We start from the raw sequence: 16019 nt of genomic DNA, 5'->3' as shown, positions 1-16019 counted from the left end.
GCGAGGCTACCACATTTGTCACGACCAGGGGCGCCGGAGTGTCCCACCGCAGGTTCGGCCAACCTGGGCCCTCTCTAGCGCAAGCAGAAGGGGCCAACGACGGCACGCTGCCTCGCGCGCCTGCCGGCCTCCATTGCACTTGCTCCTGGAGCTCAGGCGCGTTGCTCCGAGCGCCACCAAGACGATGACGTACTCCGCCGTCGCCTTCGACACAGGCTCCTGGGCATCGAGGATGTCATCCTCGAGCGGTTTCGTAGCCTATCATCGATACCGCAGTAAAGCGCCTTCCGATGCCGAAAATCATGCCCGGCCTCTCGTACCTATCGAATGGATGAGCGGTCGCTCCTCGAGCTCACCAACGCAATCTCAGCCTCTGCCGTGGCATGGATCACTCGACCGTCTCTCACGTCCGCCACGTCGATATCCCGTCCGGTGCGCGCTATCCTGGCTGAATGACCCCTTCCATCACAGCTCGCCCGGCCAAGCGCGAGGATATGCCCGAGGTGGCGTGCTTCGCGGCTGACCTCGTCCGCCTGCACCATGCCCTTGATCCACACCGCTTCCTGTGCCTGGAGCCGCTCGAGCCGGGCTACGAACGGTGGCTCACCAGCGAGCTCGACAACCCCAGCGCCACGATCGTCGTCGCCGAGAAGGGCGGCGCCGAGCCGACGCTGGTCGGCTACGCCTACGGCCGCCGGGAGCCGCGCGACTGGAATAGCCTCCTCGACGCCTGCGGCGCGCTCCACGATATTTACGTCGCCGAGCCCGCGCGCCGGCTCGGCGCAGGCGCCATCCTGCTCGAAGCCGTCATCGCGCGCCTCCACGCCCTGGGTGCGCCGCGCGTCGTGCTCCATACCGCGACGCAGAACGCCGCCGCGCAACGCCTGTTCGAGCGATTCGGCTTTCGCCGTACGATGATCGAGATGACGCTCGAGCTCTGAGCGCCGCCATCACTCCCATGCACCGCTCCATATCCGATGGTGCTCGTGGCGCGCTTGCCGAGAACGAGCGGCTCATGAACTTCAGCCTCCCCGGCTCGACCCCGCGAGTTCCGCGGCCGTCTGCGCCCACACCATCGTGTCGCGCGGCTCGCCCGCGGGCGTCAGGGCGTTCGCTTCGAGCGTCGCCACATGCAGATACCCGAGCCGCCTGGGCACGGCGGCGCTCGCGGTGTTCCGCGGATCGCAACGGATCTCGACGCGGCTCAGGCCGAGGTCCTCGAGCGCGATCCGGGTCAGGCGCGCCACCGCCTCAGTTGCGTAACCGCAGCGCGTCGCGGTTTCCCGGAGCCAGTAGCCGATCTCGATCGCGCCCGGGCCGATCCGCGGATGGAGCCCCATACCCCCGAGCACGGCGCGCTCGTCGCGCGTGAAGATGCCATAATGAAAGTCGCGTCCTGCCGTGAAGTCGTCCCGGAACTTCTCCAAGAGCGCCGCGGTCGCCTCCACGGAAGAAGGCTCGTGCACAGCCCACGGCATCCAGGGCCGCAGGTGGGCAAGGCTGGAGTCAATCGCATCCCTGATCAGAGGTGAATCCTCGGGTCGCCACGCTCGCAGCATCAGCCGAGCGGTCAGGACGCAGTCCGGCGGGCGCTCACCTGTCATCGCGTCGCTCCGTGCGTGTCGCCTCTCGCCCGGCCCATCGGACCATGCGACGGTCACGTCTCGAACCATGCAGCCCATCGATTGCTCCGGCGTCGGAGCGAGCGGTCGTCACGCCACGGAGCTTACAACAAAGACATCCCTCGCACATCCGGCCGATGCCGCACCACCGCCGCGGCCATCCCCTTCGCACACCGGTCCACGCACCTCTTGCCGAGGGCATCGACGCCGCCGCGGAGCGGCTTGACATGTCCGTCATAACAGATTAATGTCCGCCATAGAAGAGTAAGGCGGAAAACATCAGCGCGCCTTCCCGCACACCGGGAGGAGATCCACCTCCACGCCCGCGCGTGGACGACGGATGACCGCTCGAGCAGAGGTGCCATTGGCTGAGGTGGCGCGGACTGCGAACCATGACACGAGGAGGAAGGATGAAGATCTGAGCACGCGTCATCCCGGCTCCCGAGGGGCCCGACGTCTCCCGGGTACTCGACAAGAGTCGACCTTCGATCAGCAGCGGCCTTCCCACGCCCCACGCCGGATTCACTGCTGCCTCCGCAGCACATCACCAGCAATCCCTGCTTCCGTCGCAGCAAGCGCGCGGCCGGCGCGGACGATTGCGATCCGTTCCTGCAACAGCGCTCTGGCACGCTCCCTGCTCTCTGCCACGACGACGGCCCGTGAGCGGAGCACACCCCCTGCCTGAGAGCAGGAGAGCTCTTCGCCTGGCGCACGCCATCAAGGAGAACAGGATGACGAAGCTGCGACTCTACAGCGCGAAGGCGTGCCCCTTCGCCCACCGCACCCGGCTCGTTTTACAGGAGAAGGCGATCGACTTCGAGCTGACCGAGGTCGATCTGCAGAACAAGCCGCGGGCGTTCGTCGACGCCTCGCTCTACGGCAAGGTCCCGGCGATCGAGCACGAGGGCCACCGCATCTGGGAGTCGGCGATCATCAACGAGTACATCGAGGAGGTCTTCCCCGAGCCGCGGCTCCTGCCCAGGGAGCCGGGCAAGCGCGCCCTGGCGAGGATCTGGATCGATTACTCGAACACGCGCCTCGTGCCGGCGTTCACCCAGCTGCTCAGGGCCGAGAACCGGGACCAGGAGGCGGAGGGGCGCAAGGCGCTTGGCGACGTGCTCGCGTTCATCGAGCGGGAGGCGCTGGCGAGATCGTCCGGCCAAGGGCCCTACTGGCTCGGCGCCGAGGTCAGCCTCGTCGATCTCTCCTTCTATCCATGGTTCGAGCGGCTGTCGGCGGTCGGCCGCCTCCGCGACTTCTCCATCCCCGCGGAGCTCACGCGGCTCAGGGCGTGGATCGAGGCTGTGCAGGCGCGCCCCGCGGTGCGCGCCATCCAGAATCCGGTCGAGTTCTACGTGGAGCGCTTCGCGAAGTTCGTGAAGCCGGCGACGACGGCCGCCTGAGCGGCGCCGAGGGACAAGGGACATCATGGTGAAGCTCTGGGGTCACAAGAATTCTTCGAACGTGCAGAAGGTCCTCTGGGCGCTCGACGAGCTCAAGCTCGATTTCGAGCGCATCGACGCCGGCGGGACGTTCGGTCGCGTCAAGGACGCCGACTATCTCACCCTCAACCCGAACGGGCTGGTTCCGACGCTCGAGGACGGCCCGCTGGTGCTCTGGGAGTCGCACGCGATCGTGCGTTATCTGTTCTCGCGCTACGGGTCGGCGCCGCTCCAGCCGAGCGATCTCGCCGACAGGGCGCGCGCCGACGCCTGGACCGACTGGCAGTTCGGGACCCTGTGGCCCCCGATCCGGACGCTCCTGGTGCAGCTGGTGCGCACGCCCGAAGAGCGCCGCGATCAGGCCGCGATCGAGGCAGCGCGCAAGTCGACGCTCGCCGCGCTGGGGATCCTCGACAGGCAGCTGTCGCGGCACCCGTGGGCCGCGGGAGAGTACTTCACGTTCGCCGATATCCCGCTCGGGGTCGCGGCGCAGCGGTGGTACAACCTGAAGACCGAGCGGCCCGCGCTGCAGCACGTCGACGCGTGGTACGGCCGCATCAAGCGCCGGCCTGGGTTCGAGCGCTGGGTGGATCTGCCCCTGGGATGAGGGCGGGGCGCGCCCTGCCCTCTCGTATCCGCATCTCTTCGCGCGGACGGCCCCTCAGAACATCGGCAGCTCGGTGTCCAGCCCGAGGAGCACACGGCCCTGGACCTCGCGCGTGTGCGGGGCGACGAGGGCGTGCTGCGTGACGGCGTGCACGTCGCGGAAGCTGCGTTGAAGAGGGCTCTCCGCGTAGAGCGCCGTGGCGCCGCCCGCCGTGAAGGCCAGATCGACGGCGCGCGCCGCGCCGAGGGCGGCGTTCGTCGCGGCGAGCCGGACGCGCGCCCGCTCCCGCAGCGAGATCGAGCTGCCAGAGACCGCGGCGTCCCAGACGGCGCCGACGGCCTCGAGGAGGTAGGCCCTGGCCGCGCCCAGCGTGGCCTCGGCCTCGGCCACGGCGAGCGCCGTCGAGGGCCGCGTCGCGAGCGACGTCGTCATGCCGCTCGGCCGCTTGGTCGCCGCGAGCCGGGTCAGCTCATCGACGGCCGCGCGCGCCATCCCGAGCGCGGTCGCCGCGACAGCGCTCGCGAGGAAGCCGAAGAGAGGGAACACGAAGAGAGGCCCTGGATGGGTCGGCGCCGTCATCGGGAGTCGGATGCACCGGCTGCTCGGCACGAAGACGTCCACGACCGCGAAATCGTGGCTCCCGGTGCCGGCGAGGCCGGAGACGCTCCACGTATCCAGGATCTCGCACTCCGAGGCGCGGAACATCGGCACGATGGCCTCGGGGACGCCCCCGGGCAGCATGCGCGGGGCCGACCCGTCGTAGACCACCGCGGTGCCGCCCAGCCAGTCGCAATGATGACAGGCGCTCGCCATCGCCCACCTCCCGGCGACCCGATAGCCTCCCTCGACCTCGACGGCGCGCCCGCTCGGTGCGAAGACCCCAGCCGTCACGGCGTCCGGGCTCGCATGCATCTCTTTGCCCCCCTCCGCCGGGATGTACGCCTCGAACGCGCCGGTCGTGCCGCAGATCATGGCGCACCACCCTGCGGCGCCGTCGGCGCGCGAGAGCTCCTCGATGACCTGCAGCGCCGTGAGGGGATCGACCTCGAGCCCGCCCAGCGCGCGCGGACGACACATGCGGAAGATGCCCGACTCCCGGAGCGCCCTCGCGACCGGATCGGGCAGGCGGCGCTCCCGCTCTCCCCGCTGGGGGTGCTCCTGGACGAGCGGAACGAGGCTGCGCGCGGCGTCGAGGAGCGACGCGGGCGCGGCGGAGGACGCGGAGGACATCGTGGCCATGGTGCTCGACTCACCCCTTCCCTGGCGGCTGCGCATAGCGCTCCTCTTCAGCATAGTACTCGGGGAACCCCACGATCTCCTGGAGCGCCGCGAAGCTCATCCGCGGATCGGGGTGCCGGCCGGCGCGCAGGGACGCGAGCGCCTCGCGCATGGCGGCGGCGGCGACCGAGAGCAGGGTGAGCGGATAGGCCGCGATCTTGTAGCCGATCGCCTCGAGCTCGGCCGGCGGCAGCACCGGCGTCCTGCCGTGATCCACCATGTTGGCCATGGTCGGCGCGCGCACCTCGCGGCAGAACGTTCGCATCTCCTCCACGCTCTCGGGCGCCTCCAGGAACACGATGTCTGCCCCGAGATCGGCGAACGCCCGCGCGCGGGTGAGCGCCTCATCGAACCCGTGCGTCTGGCGGGCGTCGGTGCGGGCCATGATGAGCACGCCGGCGCCCTCGTCGCGCGCGTCCACGGCGGCCTGGACGCGGGTGAACGCCTCGTCGCGGGGCACGACCTGCTTGCCGCGCGTGTGGCCGCAGCGCTTCGGAGCGACCTGGTCCTCGATCATGACGCAGGCCAGCCCGGCCTGCGCATAACCGCGCACCGTGCGCTTCACGTTCATCGCATTGCCGTAGCCCGTGTCGCCGTCGCCGAGCACCGGAATCGACACGGCGCCGCAGATCGCCCGCGCCTGATCGACCATCTCACCATACGAGATGAGCCCCGTGTCGGGCGCGCCGAGGCGCGCGGCGGAGACCGCGAAGCCGCTCATGAACGAGAGGGAGAAGCCGGCCTGCTCGATCAGCCGCGCCGACAGCGCGTCGAAGCAGCAAGGCATGACGAGGAGGCCGGGCGAGGCGAGCAGATCGCGGAGCTTCTGAGCGGGGGACACGGCGGGGACGATACCGCGATCGGCTGCCCGTGAGGCAAGCGCGAAGGCCCGAGAGGCGCCGCGCGCCGCCGCGCGCCCGCGCGGGCAAGAGGGATGGACGGGGGCGCGCGTCGGCGTGCGTTCCTGTTGCGGGCCCCCGGCGCCCGGGGGCAGGATGGGCCCGCGATGATGCCGCACAGGAGAGGGGCATGAGCACGGTTTCGTTGAAGGAGATCGCGATCGACGGCCGCCCTGCCAGCGTCCACGTGGGCGGGCAGGGCGAGCCGCTGCTGCTGGTGCACGGCGCCTGGGGTGGGGCGCCGATGCACTGGGGGCCTGTCTGGGAGCGATTCTCGGAGCGCTTCCGGGTGATCGCGCCCGATCTGCCTGGCATCGGGCGCACGGACACCCCGGGGCTCGGCTCCCTGGACGCCTATGCGCGCTGGCTCGAGCGGCTCCTGGACGAGCTCGGTGTCTCGAGCGCGTGGTGCATCGGCAACTCCTTCGGCGTATCGGTCGTATCGAGCTTCGCTACCCTGTTCGCGTCCCGCTGCCGAGGGCTGGTGTTCGTCAACGGCGTTCCCATCCCCCCGCTGCCGCGCTTCGTCGGCTGGCTCGGAGCGCGGCCGCTGCCCCGCCGGGTGCTGCGCGCGTTGATGCGGAAGCAGACCTATAGCCCGGGGGTCCTGGGCCGCGCCTACGCCGATCCCGGCCGCGCCCCGGCTGCCCTGCGGGACGTCCTGGAGAGCGCCAATCCACCTGAGCTGGAGGCGGTGCTCGACGTCGCCATCCAGGGAGGTCTCCGGGCCCCGCTCAGCCTGAATCCCCTCCTCGTCTGGGGCGAGGCGGACCAGCTCCTCGGCAACAGCGCGGACGACGCGAAGAAGCTTCACGCTTCGCTGCCGGGGTCGCAGCTCACCTTCATCCCGGCGACAGGGCACATGCCGCAGGTGGAGAACCCCGAGGCGTTCGTCGACGCGGTGTCGCGGTTCATCGAGGCGCGCGCGGCCGCCGCCCGTCCGCGCGGCTTCGGCGGCCAGGCCAGCCCGGGAGCATGAGCGCCCGAGGCGCGCAGGCGCGTCGCCCTCAGGGCATCGTGGTGACCCGTTCGCGCTTTCCGAGCTGGACCGCAGCGTAGAGCAGGTAGAGCCCAGCGAGCCCGACGAGCACGTAGATGATGCGGCTGAGCGCGCTGAGCCTGCCGAACAGCCCGGCGACCACGTCGAACTCGAACAGCCCAACGAACCCCCAGTTGACGGCGCCGATCACGACGAGCGCGATCGCCACCCACGTTAGCCCTGAGATCCCACGGTTGACCTGCTCCATGGCCCCGGCGGAAGCACGCGCCGCGCCGCGCGGTGCGTGCACCGCGCGCCCGCTGCGACGAGAGCGCGCGCCGCGCTGAAGCCGCCGGCTCGCCGCGCCCGTCAGGCCGCGGCGCTCACGGCGCTCGGCCCGGCGTGGCGTCGAGCAGGGAGGGCAGGATCGCGCCGGAGCCGCCGGTGAACACGACATCGCAGAGGCCGGAGATCGCGCTCGGCTCGACGTTGACCTCGGCGATGAGGGCGCCGTGGCGCTTGGCCATGGGGACGAAACCGGCCGCGGGATACACAACGGCCGACGTACCGACGACGAGCAGGAGATCACAGCCCTCGACGCCGGCGGCCGCCGCGGCGAGATCGCTCTCCTGGAGGGCCTCGCCGAACCAGACCACGTGCGGGCGAAGGGCGCCGCCGCAGCGGCAGCGCGGCAGCTCCGCCGCCGTGAAGCGGCGGGCGGGGGCCTCCGGATCGGGGGAGCCGCTGCCCGCGAAGGCAGGCGTGATGGGCACGTCGCGGTTCTCGGTCACGCTCCCGCACGAGAGACAGCGCACCTGCCACAGCGAGCCGTGGAGGCGCACCGGGCTCCGGGACCCCGCCTGCTCGTGCAGGCCGTCGATGTTCTGGGTGATGAGGGTGAAGACCCTGCCGGCCTCCCGCCACCGCGCCTCCAGCTGCGCCAGCGCGTGATGGCCCGGGTTCGGGGCGCAGCCGAGGGCGCGCTCCCGGCGGTGGTTGTAGAACTCCCAGACGAGGCCCGGATCGCGCTGCCACGCCTCGGGCGAGGCGAGGCTCGTCGCCTCGTAACGCCGCCACAGCCCCCCAGCGCCGCGGAACGTGGGGATGCCCGACTCCGCCGAGACGCCTGCGCCCGTCAGGACGGCGATCTTCCTGGCGCGGCACAGGGTCGATTGGAAGCGCTCACGGCTCGTTTCGCTCATCACGCACCTCCTGAGGAGAGATCGAGAGGGAAGCGGGAAGGAAGGAGGACGGCCGTCGCCGCCCCGCCTCCCCGCGATCTTGCTCAATCTAGCGTGCGGCGCCACGCCACGCGCCCGCTCTCCCCCTCTGATTCCGAGGGTGGAGGACCCGACCCGAGCTCCCGTCGATTTCGGGTGTAAGCCGGCCGAGACGACCGCGTTTCCCTGGCACTCGGACGCGCCGAGCCCCGCCACGGCGGGCCCCGGCCGCGAGAGCCCCTTCGTCGGCTCGCCGGACGACCGGCGACACGCGGCGTTCGCGCAGCAAAAGCGGCGAGGGGTCCGTCTCGCCCGTGGAAAACGCGCTGTGGGGCAGCCGCGCGTGCGGCCCTCACATGGACCTGTGTGGCGATCGGCGATGGCCGACCCACGAGAACGTACAGCAGGGATCCGCCCTCGCGATCCCCTTCAAGGAGGACACCTCATGCGCACCCGGCCCCTCGATCTCGTCGCCCCCGCCCTCGTCACCGCGCTGCTCATCGGCTGCGGTGGATCCACGCCTTCCCCCACGGCGGCGACCGCGTCGGCCGCGCCGACCGAGGCCGCCGCCGGGCGGGCCATGCAGCCGGAGTTCGACGCGCCGCAAGACGAGGGCCGCGCGTCCACCGCCAAGCGCGAGGAAGCCGAGGCGGCCTATCCTGGCGCGGCGCCCGCGGAGCCCGCGCCGCCGCCGGCCCTGCCCGTGGCGGCCGCCCCTGTGGCGCCCTCGCCGGCCTCGCCCATGCCGACGCAGTCGCGGGCGACCAAGGCGGGCGCCGCGACCGGGGCGGACGCGCGCATCCAGGTGACGGGCGGCGCGCCCGCGCCCAAGAAGGCGCCCACCCCGGCGGCGACGGCCGTGGCGCGCCCCGCGCCCCCGCCCGCGTCCGTCGCCGTCACGGCGCCCGAACCCCAGGGCAGCGAGACGTACCGGGACTACGGCGTCAACCCGGTCGAGGACCCCGCGAAGGACCGCCTCTCGACGTTCGCGATCGACGTGGACACGGCCTCTTACGCCATCGCGCGCCGCAAGATCATGGATGGCGCGCTGCCCCCGTATCAGGCCGTGCGCGCCGAGGAGTTCCTCAACTACTTCGATTACGGCTATGCCTCGCCCGCGGCAGGCCCGTTCGCCGTGCACCTCGCGGCCGCGCCCTCGCCGTTCACGGCGGGCCACCACCTCGTGCGCGTGGCGGTCCAGGGCAAGCGCGTGACGGCCAAGGAGCGGACCCCGGTGCACCTCGTGTACCTCGTCGACACCAGCGGCTCGATGCAGTCGCCGGACAAGATCGAGCTCGCGAAGAAGAGCCTGAAGATGCTCACCGACACCCTCAAGCCGGGGGACACCGTGGCGCTCTGCACCTATGCGGGCAGCGTGCGAGAGGTGCTCGCGCCGACCGGCATCGAGAGCAAGGGGAAGATCCTCGCGGCCCTCGACGACCTCACCGCGGGCGGCTCCACCGCCATGTCGAGCGGCATCGATCTCGCTTACAGCCTCGCCGAGCGGACGCTCGTGAAGGGGCACGTCAACCGCGTCATCGTGCTCTCCGACGGAGACGCGAACGTCGGCCCGACCTCCCACGACGAGATCCTGAAGACCATCAAGCGCGCGAGGGACAAGGGGATCACGCTGTCCACCATCGGCTTCGGCCAGGGCAACTACAAGGATCTCATGATGGAGCAGCTCGCCAACCAGGGCGACGGGAACTACGCCTATATCGACAGCGAGGCGCAGGCGCGGCGGGTCTTCTCGGAGCAGGTCGGCGGGATGCTCCAGGTCATCGCCCGCGACGTGAAGATCCAGGTCGAGTTCGACCCGAGCTTCGTCAAGAGCTACCGGCTCATCGGCTACGAGAACCGCGACGTGGCCGACCGGGATTTCCGGAACGACAAGGTGGACGCCGGCGAGATCGGCGCAGGGCACAGCGTGACGGCCATCTACGACGTCGAGCTCAAGGCCCCCGCGCTGAAGGGCGAGGGCGCGGCGCCGGTCGTCGTGCGCCTCCGCCACAAGGCGCCGCTCGGCTCGAACACGGCCGAGGAGACCCTGGTCAAGATGGCCCCGGGCGCCATCGCCCCCACCTTCGACGCGGCGCCGGCCGACTTCCGCTTCGCGTCCGCGGTGGCAGGGTTCGCGGAGGTCCTGCGCCACAGCCCGCACGCGCGCTCCTGGAGGCTCGCCGACATCGAGAAGATCGCGAGGGCCGCCGCGTCCAGCAAGGGCGATCAGCAGGAGTTCATCGGCATCATCCGCCGCGCCGGCGCGCTCGCCAGCGGCAAGACCACCGCCGTGGCCGTGAACGCCGACTGACGCGGGCGCCGTGGGCGGCGCCGTGCGCCCGGGGACCCGGCCGGCGCCGCCGCGTTCGTGGTATGCGGCGGTGATGGGATTGCTCGCGATCTGCGGCTCGATCACCGCCGATCTCATCGGCTACGGCCCGCGGCTGCCGCGCCCCGGCGAGTCGGTGCTGGGCCGCCGCTTCCTCGTCGCGCCGGGCGGCAAGGGCGCGAACCAGGCGGTCGCGGCGGCGCGCTCCGGCGCGCGCGTGCGGCTCGCGGGCGCGCGCGGCGACGACGCCCACGGCGAGCTCTGCGCGGCCGCGCTCGCCGCCGACGGGGTGGAGCTCTCCGCCGTGGCGGTCCACCGCGGCGCGACGACGGGCGTGGCCCTGATCTGCGTCGACGAGGCCGGAGAGAACCAGATCCTCGCGATCCCCGGCGCCAACGCGCTCGTCACGCCGCCCTCGCCGTGCGGGGCATCGGTCTGGCTCTGCCAGGGCGAGATCCCGGCCGCTGCGATCGACGGCGTGCTGGCGGCGGCGCGGGCCGACGGCGCGCTGTCGATCTGCAATCCGTCGCCCGTCAACGCCATCGATCCCGAGCTCGTCGGCCGGTTCGATCTCGCCGTGGTCAACGAGATCGAGCACGAGGCGCTGCGCGGTCACCTGCCGGAGCGCGTGGTGCTCACGCGCGGCGCGCGCGGCGCGGTGCTGCTGCCGTCGGGCGAGGAGCTCCCCGCCCTGCCGGCCCGCGCTGTCGACACGACGGGCGCCGGGGACGCCCTCACGGGCGTGCTCGCCGGCGGGCTCGCCTCCGGGATGGCGATCGAGGCCACACTCCGGTTCGCGATCGCGGCGGCGGGCATCTCGGTCGAGCGCGAGGGGTGTCAGACATCGTATCCGACGCGCGCCGAGGTGGAGCGCCGCCTCCAGCGCTCCACGGTCCCGTGACGGCCACTCTCTCGGCGTCACAGGGCACCTCGCCCATCACGCCCCCTCGCGGAGAGCGCCGCGCCTCCGGGACATGACGCTGCACCTCGCCTGCAAGGGCGGCTATCCTGGCGGCATGACGAACTTTCGCGGGCCTGCGATAGCAGCGCTCGTCAGCCTCTCGGCCTGCAGCGCCCAGGAGCGCAACTTCGCGGGCGCGGGCGGGGCGGGCGGCGGTGATGGCGCCGGGACGACCGAACATTCCAGCGCGAGCGCCGGCACGAGCGCGACGACCGGCACCAGCGCGACGACCGGCACCAGCGCGACGACCGGCACCAGCGCGACGACCGGCACCAGCGCGGCGACCGGCACCAGCGCGGCGACCGGCACCAGCGCGGCGACCGGCACCAGCGCGGCGACCGGCACCAGCGCGGCGACCGGCACCAGCGCGGCGACCGGCTGCACGCAGGTCGAGGATTGCTTCAATGGCGGCGACGACGACTGCGACGACGCCGTCGACTGCGCGGACTCGGACTGCGCGGAGGGCGCGGTCTGCCTGACGGCGCCCACGAATTTCGAGCTCGGCGTCGTCGTGGACGCGGCCGAGCCGTGCCCTGACGGGTTCACCGCGAAGGAGACGCTCCTCTTCCGCGGCCTCTCCGGCAGCGGCTGCGAGGGCTGCCGCTGCACGCCGAACCCCACCGACTGCGCTGCGGATCTCTACCTCTACGCCGACGAGTCGCAGTGCGAGGCCGACGAGGGCGGGACGCGCGGCACGCTCGCGAGGCGGGTCGGGTTCACGTGCGACCCGAAGCCGATCAACAACGGGTTCGTCGACTGGGGCGGCGTGCGCGCGGGCCTCTTCGACGTGATCCAGAGCTGCACCGCGACCGGCACGGCGATCCCCGCGCCGGCGACGTGGGCCGAGTCCAGGAAGTTCTGCCACGCGAGCGCCGGCGCGGGCTGCGGCGCCGGCAAGGCCTGCGTCCCGAGGCAGGCCTCGCCGGCGACGCAATGCGCGCTCGTGTCCGGCAGCGCCACCTGCAGCGGCTATGCGCGGCGCGAGAGCGACTGGTTCCGGGGGTACAACGACACCCGGACGTGCTCGTCGTGCGCGTGCACCGCGAGCGGCGGCGACTGCAACTACGTGCACGTCGAGCTCGGCAACGACTACTCCTGCTTCGATCACGCCCGGATCCAGCAGGGCGGGCGGTACTGCGGGTACGCCTACTCGCCCCCGGCTCACCTCGTCGGCACGCCGACCAGCTCCACCTGCACCGCGCGCACGAACCTCACCGGCTCGCTGGATCCCACGGGGCAGTCGACGCTCTGCTGCGTCGAGTAGCGGATGCTCGTGCCGCGCGCTCGCAGGCAGCTCCTCGCCGCGCTCTCGGCCGCCGCCGCGGCCGGCGCGCTCGCGGTGGCCGGCTGCGCCGAGCCCGCCGCGGTCCGCGCCGCGCCGGCCTCGCCGCGCAGCGCGGCGTCGACCGGCGCCGGCGCTGGCGGCGCGTCCTCGCCCGCGGGCCCCGCGCCGGCAGGCGCGGGCGCGGGCCCGGCGGCGCCGGCGGCGGGCCCCGAGCGCCGGGCCAGCCTCCAGTACCAGCTCAACGATCGCGCGTTCCCCTCGCCGCTCATCGACGCCGTCGTGGCGGGCCAGCCGGCCGTGCTGATCGTCGACACCGGCGCCTCCCACCACGTCCTCGCCCGCTGGCTCGCCGACGAGCTCGCGCTGCCCCTCTCGACCGCAGGCGACGTCGCCGTCGACCACGCGGGCAGGCCCCTCGCGGTGTCCCGCCTTGAGAACGCCAGCCTCGCGCTCTCCGGGTGGGGCCGGGTCGAGGTCTCCGCGCTGCTCGTCGTCCGCATGCCCGACGTCCTGCAGCGCATCGGCATCGGCGGCATCCTCGCGCCTCAGGAGCTGGCGGGGCCGGGCCGCGCCGTCGTGCTCGACCTGCGCGAGGGCCGGATGACCGAAGCTCCGCGCGACGAGGCCGCACGCACGCTCCGGGCGCGGTTCGGCGAGGCCGCCATCGTGGAGCTCGCCCGCTGCGGCGGCCCGAACCAGGGCAGCGGGCTCACCGCAAGGGCGAGCGTCGAGGGAATCGACGTCACGCTGAAGATCGACTCGGGGGCGTCGCAGAGCTCGCTCTTCGCCGTCTCCCCCGCGGGGAAGCGGCTGTCGCGCCGGGCGACCGGCGACAGGAGCGCCTACGCCGCCTCAGGCAGGCACACTGTTCCCGTCCTTTCGGGCGCTCGCCTCCGGATGGCGGGGTTCGACGCCGCCGCGGATATCGATCTTCTGCCCGGCGAGCGGCAGGCGACCTGTCCGTCGGACGGATTTGCCGGCATGGATGTGCTCCGCACCTGTGTGCTGGTGCTCGCCGAGGACGGCGGCGTCGCGGCCTGCGCCCCGCGGTGACCCGGTGAAGGACCGCGCGACGTGCGTTCGGCGCGAGCGCGGCGCGTGATCGACGAGGCGCGCTGCGGCAGCCGCGGCGTGCGGTCAACGAGGCGCCCCGCGGCAACTGCGGCAGCCGCGGCGCGATCCGCGCCGAGCCAGCGCGCGGACCGCCATGCCTCAGCGGAGGCGCGATGCGTCGTGGTAGAAGGGGCGCACGCGTGGACGCCTCTGTCGCCGCGGCGGGGGGGAGAGATCCGTTCCTCCGCGAGGCCGGGGCGCCCACGGCGGTCGGGAGGCATCATGACGACAGGTTTCGAGTTCTTGACCCAGGACGACGAGCGGCTTCTGCTGGAGAAGTCGAGCTGCGTCACCTACCGACCGGGCGAGCAGATCCTCGAGGAGGGCTCGCGAAGGCAGGGCATCTTCATCGTGCGCAGCGGCCTGGTCGGGGTCGAGGTCGCCCACCTCGGGCGCGGCGTGGCGCTCCGCCAGCTCGGCCCCGGCGCCATCTTCGGCGAGATGTCGTTCCTCGAGAGCGCCGCCGCGAGCGCCTCCGTCGTCGCCCGTGAGGAGTGCACTCTCGACGTCATCGAGGGCCCGTATGTGCACTCGCTCCTCGCCTCCGTCCCCGGCCTCGCGGCGCGCTTCTACCAGTCGCTCGCGATCATGCTCGCCCAGCGCCTCCGCGAGAACACCGCGATGCTCCCGCCGCTCCTCGTCGAGGACGTGCCGCAGGTCAACCGCTTTCACGCGGCGAGGACGGGCCAGGCCGGCACCAACAACATCCCTCCGAAGCTCATCGACACGGTCGAACAGTTCAAGTTCGAGATGATGATCGCCGACAGGATGGTGAAGGAGGCAAAGCAGCCCGAGGCGGAGATCCAGGAGAAGGTGAGCGCCGCGTGCCAGACCATCGTGTCCGCGCTGCGCGAGCACATCGAGCGCGAGCGCCACCTCGAGAAGGGCATCGGCGCCTATGTCTTCCGCGAGACCTTCTCGCTCTTCATGCTGAGCCGCACCGTCGACCGGTGCTACACGAAGCCGCGCGGCTACGCGGGCGACTTCTACACCATCGAGATGATGTACAACGACGAGCCCGCGGGCGACGGCCGCCTCGGCCGCTTCATCGACCAGTGGGGGCTCGCCATCGACGCCTGCCGCGCCGTCAAGAACAGGAGAGGCGTGCTGAGCCGCGCGATCCGGGAGGCCTGCGGCGCGCATGTGTCCGGCCCTGTCCACATCACCAGCCTCGCGAGCGGCCCCGCCCGGGAGCTGTTCGACCTCTACGCTGAAGGGGGCGAGCCGCCCGACATCAAGGCGACGTGCATCGATATCGACAACCAGGCCCTCGCCTACGCGGCCGGCATCGCCGATCAGCTCGGCGTCATGGACCGCTTCAGCTTCGCGCAGGACAACGTGGTGCGGCTGGCCCACGGCCGCGGCAGGACGGTGCTCAAGCCCCAGCACATGATCTACAGCATCGGGCTCACGGATTATCTGCGCGACGATCTGGTCGTGGCCCTCCTCAATTGCATGCACGACAAGCTCCTCCCTGGGGGCGTCGCGGTCGTGGGCAATTTCGGGGTGAACAACCCGAGCAAGGCGTTCATGGACCACGTCCTCGAGTGGGAGCTGATCCACCGCAGCACCGAGGATCTCAGGACGCTGTTCGCCCGGTCGAAGTTCGGGAGCACCCCCGTCGAGGTGGTCGCGGAAGAGGCGCAGGTGAACCTGTTCGCCTTCTGCACCAAGTGGTGACTACCGAAGCCAGCGCACTTCGTACTCGCAGGTGGGGTGTCCCTCGAAACGGCACTTCGTGTGGAGGCTCTGCCCGCCTCGCGCGCCCGAGAGCCGGAGCGCGTTCTCCTGCCACGCCGGCACCGCGTCTCTGCAGATCTGGCGCCCCGGGTCCGACTGCGGGTCGACCCCCAGGTAAAGTATCAGCCGGAAGAACCGCTCTCCCTCGGCGAGAGGCGCGAGCCGGCCGCCGTTGAAGTACATGCCCCACATCACGCCGGCCTGCCGCATGACGAGCGCGGGGGTGCCGAGCTTGAGCAGCACCTTGTGCGCGAGCGTCAGGTCCTGCTCGGCCACATAGGCCGCGAGATCGCGGATGACGCCGGACCGGTTGGGCCACCGCGAGATCTCGTCCGCGATCGCGTTCCAGACCGAGATGGGATACCAGCCGTGCGCCGCGAGATCGGGCGCCGTGAAGACCGCCCGCGCGGCGGCGGGCAGCTTGGCGTCGAGGGCGGACATGGCCTGGCTCCCCCACCGCGTCTGCAGGTAGGTCCTCGTATGCATGAGCGCCGACCCCCGGATCTTCATCGCCAAAGCCGCCCGTCCAGGATAGATGCACCCG

The 16019-nt window shown here is 71.8% G+C and carries 15 protein-coding genes; 9 read left to right on the top strand and 6 right to left on the bottom strand.

Annotation, left to right across the window (positions count from 1 at the left end; translation table 11 throughout):
* Window positions 1–452 precede the first annotated feature (452 nt).
* Complete coding sequence (locus tag POL72_RS23270; protein WP_272097708.1) at window positions 453–941, top strand: GNAT family N-acetyltransferase; 489 nt, start codon at window positions 453–455, stop codon at window positions 939–941.
* A gap of 81 nt (window positions 942–1022) precedes the next feature.
* On the opposite strand, the gene POL72_RS23265 is transcribed toward POL72_RS23270, so the two are convergent.
* The gene (locus tag POL72_RS23265; protein ID WP_272097956.1) at window positions 1023–1559 is read right to left on the bottom strand and encodes a GNAT family N-acetyltransferase; all 537 of its coding nucleotides are present in this window, start codon (window positions 1557–1559) and stop codon (window positions 1023–1025) included.
* A 794-nt stretch (window positions 1560–2353) separates the two neighbouring features.
* Between POL72_RS23265 and POL72_RS23260 the strand changes: the two genes are divergently transcribed.
* Window positions 2354–3025 carry a glutathione S-transferase family protein gene (locus POL72_RS23260; protein WP_272097707.1) on the top strand — a complete coding sequence of 224 codons (672 nt, stop codon included), beginning with the start codon at window positions 2354–2356 and terminating at the stop codon, window positions 3023–3025.
* A 25-nt stretch (window positions 3026–3050) separates the two neighbouring features.
* The gene (locus POL72_RS23255; RefSeq protein WP_272097706.1) at window positions 3051–3671 is read left to right on the top strand and encodes a glutathione S-transferase family protein; all 621 of its coding nucleotides are present in this window, start codon (window positions 3051–3053) and stop codon (window positions 3669–3671) included.
* A gap of 54 nt (window positions 3672–3725) precedes the next feature.
* On the opposite strand, the gene POL72_RS23250 is transcribed toward POL72_RS23255, so the two are convergent.
* On the bottom strand, window positions 3726–4910 hold the full coding sequence (locus tag POL72_RS23250; RefSeq protein WP_272097705.1) for an acyl-CoA dehydrogenase family protein: 1185 nt from the start codon (window positions 4908–4910) through the stop codon (window positions 3726–3728).
* A gap of 10 nt (window positions 4911–4920) precedes the next feature.
* Complete coding sequence (locus POL72_RS23245) at window positions 4921–5790, bottom strand: isocitrate lyase/PEP mutase family protein (RefSeq protein ID WP_272097704.1); 870 nt, start codon at window positions 5788–5790, stop codon at window positions 4921–4923.
* 188 nt (window positions 5791–5978) lie between these two features.
* Here POL72_RS23245 and POL72_RS23240 point away from each other — a divergent pair, with 188 nt between their 5' ends.
* Window positions 5979–6827 (top strand): alpha/beta fold hydrolase, encoded by an 849-nt coding sequence (locus tag POL72_RS23240; RefSeq protein WP_272097703.1) that lies wholly within the window; start codon window positions 5979–5981, stop codon window positions 6825–6827.
* Between the two features lie 28 nt (window positions 6828–6855).
* Here the strand turns inward: POL72_RS23240 and POL72_RS23235 are convergent, their stop codons facing one another.
* Window positions 6856–7056 carry a DUF378 domain-containing protein gene (locus tag POL72_RS23235; protein WP_272097702.1) on the bottom strand — a complete coding sequence of 67 codons (201 nt, stop codon included), beginning with the start codon at window positions 7054–7056 and terminating at the stop codon, window positions 6856–6858.
* Window positions 7057–7210: 154 nt separating this feature from the next.
* Complete coding sequence (locus POL72_RS23230) at window positions 7211–8029, bottom strand: SIR2 family NAD-dependent protein deacylase (protein ID WP_272097701.1); 819 nt, start codon at window positions 8027–8029, stop codon at window positions 7211–7213.
* Window positions 8030–8492: 463 nt separating this feature from the next.
* Between POL72_RS23230 and POL72_RS23225 the strand changes: the two genes are divergently transcribed.
* The 5 genes from POL72_RS23225 (at window position 8493) to POL72_RS23205 (ending at window position 15415) form a co-directional block, all read left to right on the top strand.
* Window positions 8493–10358, top strand: a complete 1866-nt coding sequence (locus POL72_RS23225; protein WP_272097700.1) for a vWA domain-containing protein — start codon at window positions 8493–8495, stop codon at window positions 10356–10358.
* 73 nt (window positions 10359–10431) lie between these two features.
* Window positions 10432–11277, top strand: coding sequence for a ribokinase (locus POL72_RS23220; protein WP_272097699.1), 846 nt, complete (start codon window positions 10432–10434; stop codon window positions 11275–11277).
* A 73-nt stretch (window positions 11278–11350) separates the two neighbouring features.
* Complete coding sequence (locus tag POL72_RS23215) at window positions 11351–12601, top strand: hypothetical protein (RefSeq protein WP_272097698.1); 1251 nt, start codon at window positions 11351–11353, stop codon at window positions 12599–12601.
* Between the two features lie 3 nt (window positions 12602–12604).
* Entirely contained in the window at window positions 12605–13675 is a 1071-nt protein-coding gene (locus POL72_RS23210) for a retropepsin-like aspartic protease (protein ID WP_272097697.1), read from the top strand.
* Between the two features lie 282 nt (window positions 13676–13957).
* The gene (locus POL72_RS23205) at window positions 13958–15415 is read left to right on the top strand and encodes a cyclic nucleotide-binding domain-containing protein (RefSeq protein ID WP_272097696.1); all 1458 of its coding nucleotides are present in this window, start codon (window positions 13958–13960) and stop codon (window positions 15413–15415) included.
* On the opposite strand, the gene POL72_RS23200 is transcribed toward POL72_RS23205, so the two are convergent.
* Window positions 15416–15961, bottom strand: a complete 546-nt coding sequence (locus tag POL72_RS23200) for a hypothetical protein (protein WP_272097695.1) — start codon at window positions 15959–15961, stop codon at window positions 15416–15418.
* Window positions 15962–16019 lie beyond the last annotated feature (58 nt).

Source organism: Sorangium aterium (assembly GCF_028368935.1).
GTDB lineage: Bacteria > Myxococcota_A > Polyangia > Polyangiales > Polyangiaceae > Sorangium > Sorangium atrum.
Note: the sequence above shows the minus strand (reverse complement) of the source record. Positions and strands in the feature narration are given on the sequence as shown.

Bases quoted from the DNA above. Each gene is read 5' to 3' on its own strand.
- POL72_RS23270 (WP_272097708.1), top strand. From the start codon at position 453: ATGACCCCTTCCATCACAGCTCGCCCGGCCAAGCGCGAGGATATGCCC.
- POL72_RS23265 (WP_272097956.1), bottom strand. From the start codon at position 1,559: ATGCTGCGAGCGTGGCGACCCGAGGATTCACCTCTGATCAGGGATGCG.
- POL72_RS23260 (WP_272097707.1), top strand. From the start codon at position 2,354: ATGACGAAGCTGCGACTCTACAGCGCGAAGGCGTGCCCCTTCGCCCAC.
- POL72_RS23255 (WP_272097706.1), top strand. From the start codon at position 3,051: ATGGTGAAGCTCTGGGGTCACAAGAATTCTTCGAACGTGCAGAAGGTC.
- POL72_RS23250 (WP_272097705.1), bottom strand. From the start codon at position 4,910: ATGGCCACGATGTCCTCCGCGTCCTCCGCCGCGCCCGCGTCGCTCCTC.
- POL72_RS23240 (WP_272097703.1), top strand. From the start codon at position 5,979: ATGAGCACGGTTTCGTTGAAGGAGATCGCGATCGACGGCCGCCCTGCC.
- POL72_RS23230 (WP_272097701.1), bottom strand. From the start codon at position 8,029: ATGAGCGAAACGAGCCGTGAGCGCTTCCAATCGACCCTGTGCCGCGCC.
- POL72_RS23225 (WP_272097700.1), top strand. From the start codon at position 8,493: ATGCGCACCCGGCCCCTCGATCTCGTCGCCCCCGCCCTCGTCACCGCG.
- POL72_RS23220 (WP_272097699.1), top strand. From the start codon at position 10,432: ATGGGATTGCTCGCGATCTGCGGCTCGATCACCGCCGATCTCATCGGC.
- POL72_RS23215 (WP_272097698.1), top strand. From the start codon at position 11,351: ATGACGCTGCACCTCGCCTGCAAGGGCGGCTATCCTGGCGGCATGACG.
- POL72_RS23210 (WP_272097697.1), top strand. From the start codon at position 12,605: ATGCTCGTGCCGCGCGCTCGCAGGCAGCTCCTCGCCGCGCTCTCGGCC.
- POL72_RS23205 (WP_272097696.1), top strand. From the start codon at position 13,958: ATGACGACAGGTTTCGAGTTCTTGACCCAGGACGACGAGCGGCTTCTG.
- POL72_RS23200 (WP_272097695.1), bottom strand. From the start codon at position 15,961: ATGCATACGAGGACCTACCTGCAGACGCGGTGGGGGAGCCAGGCCATG.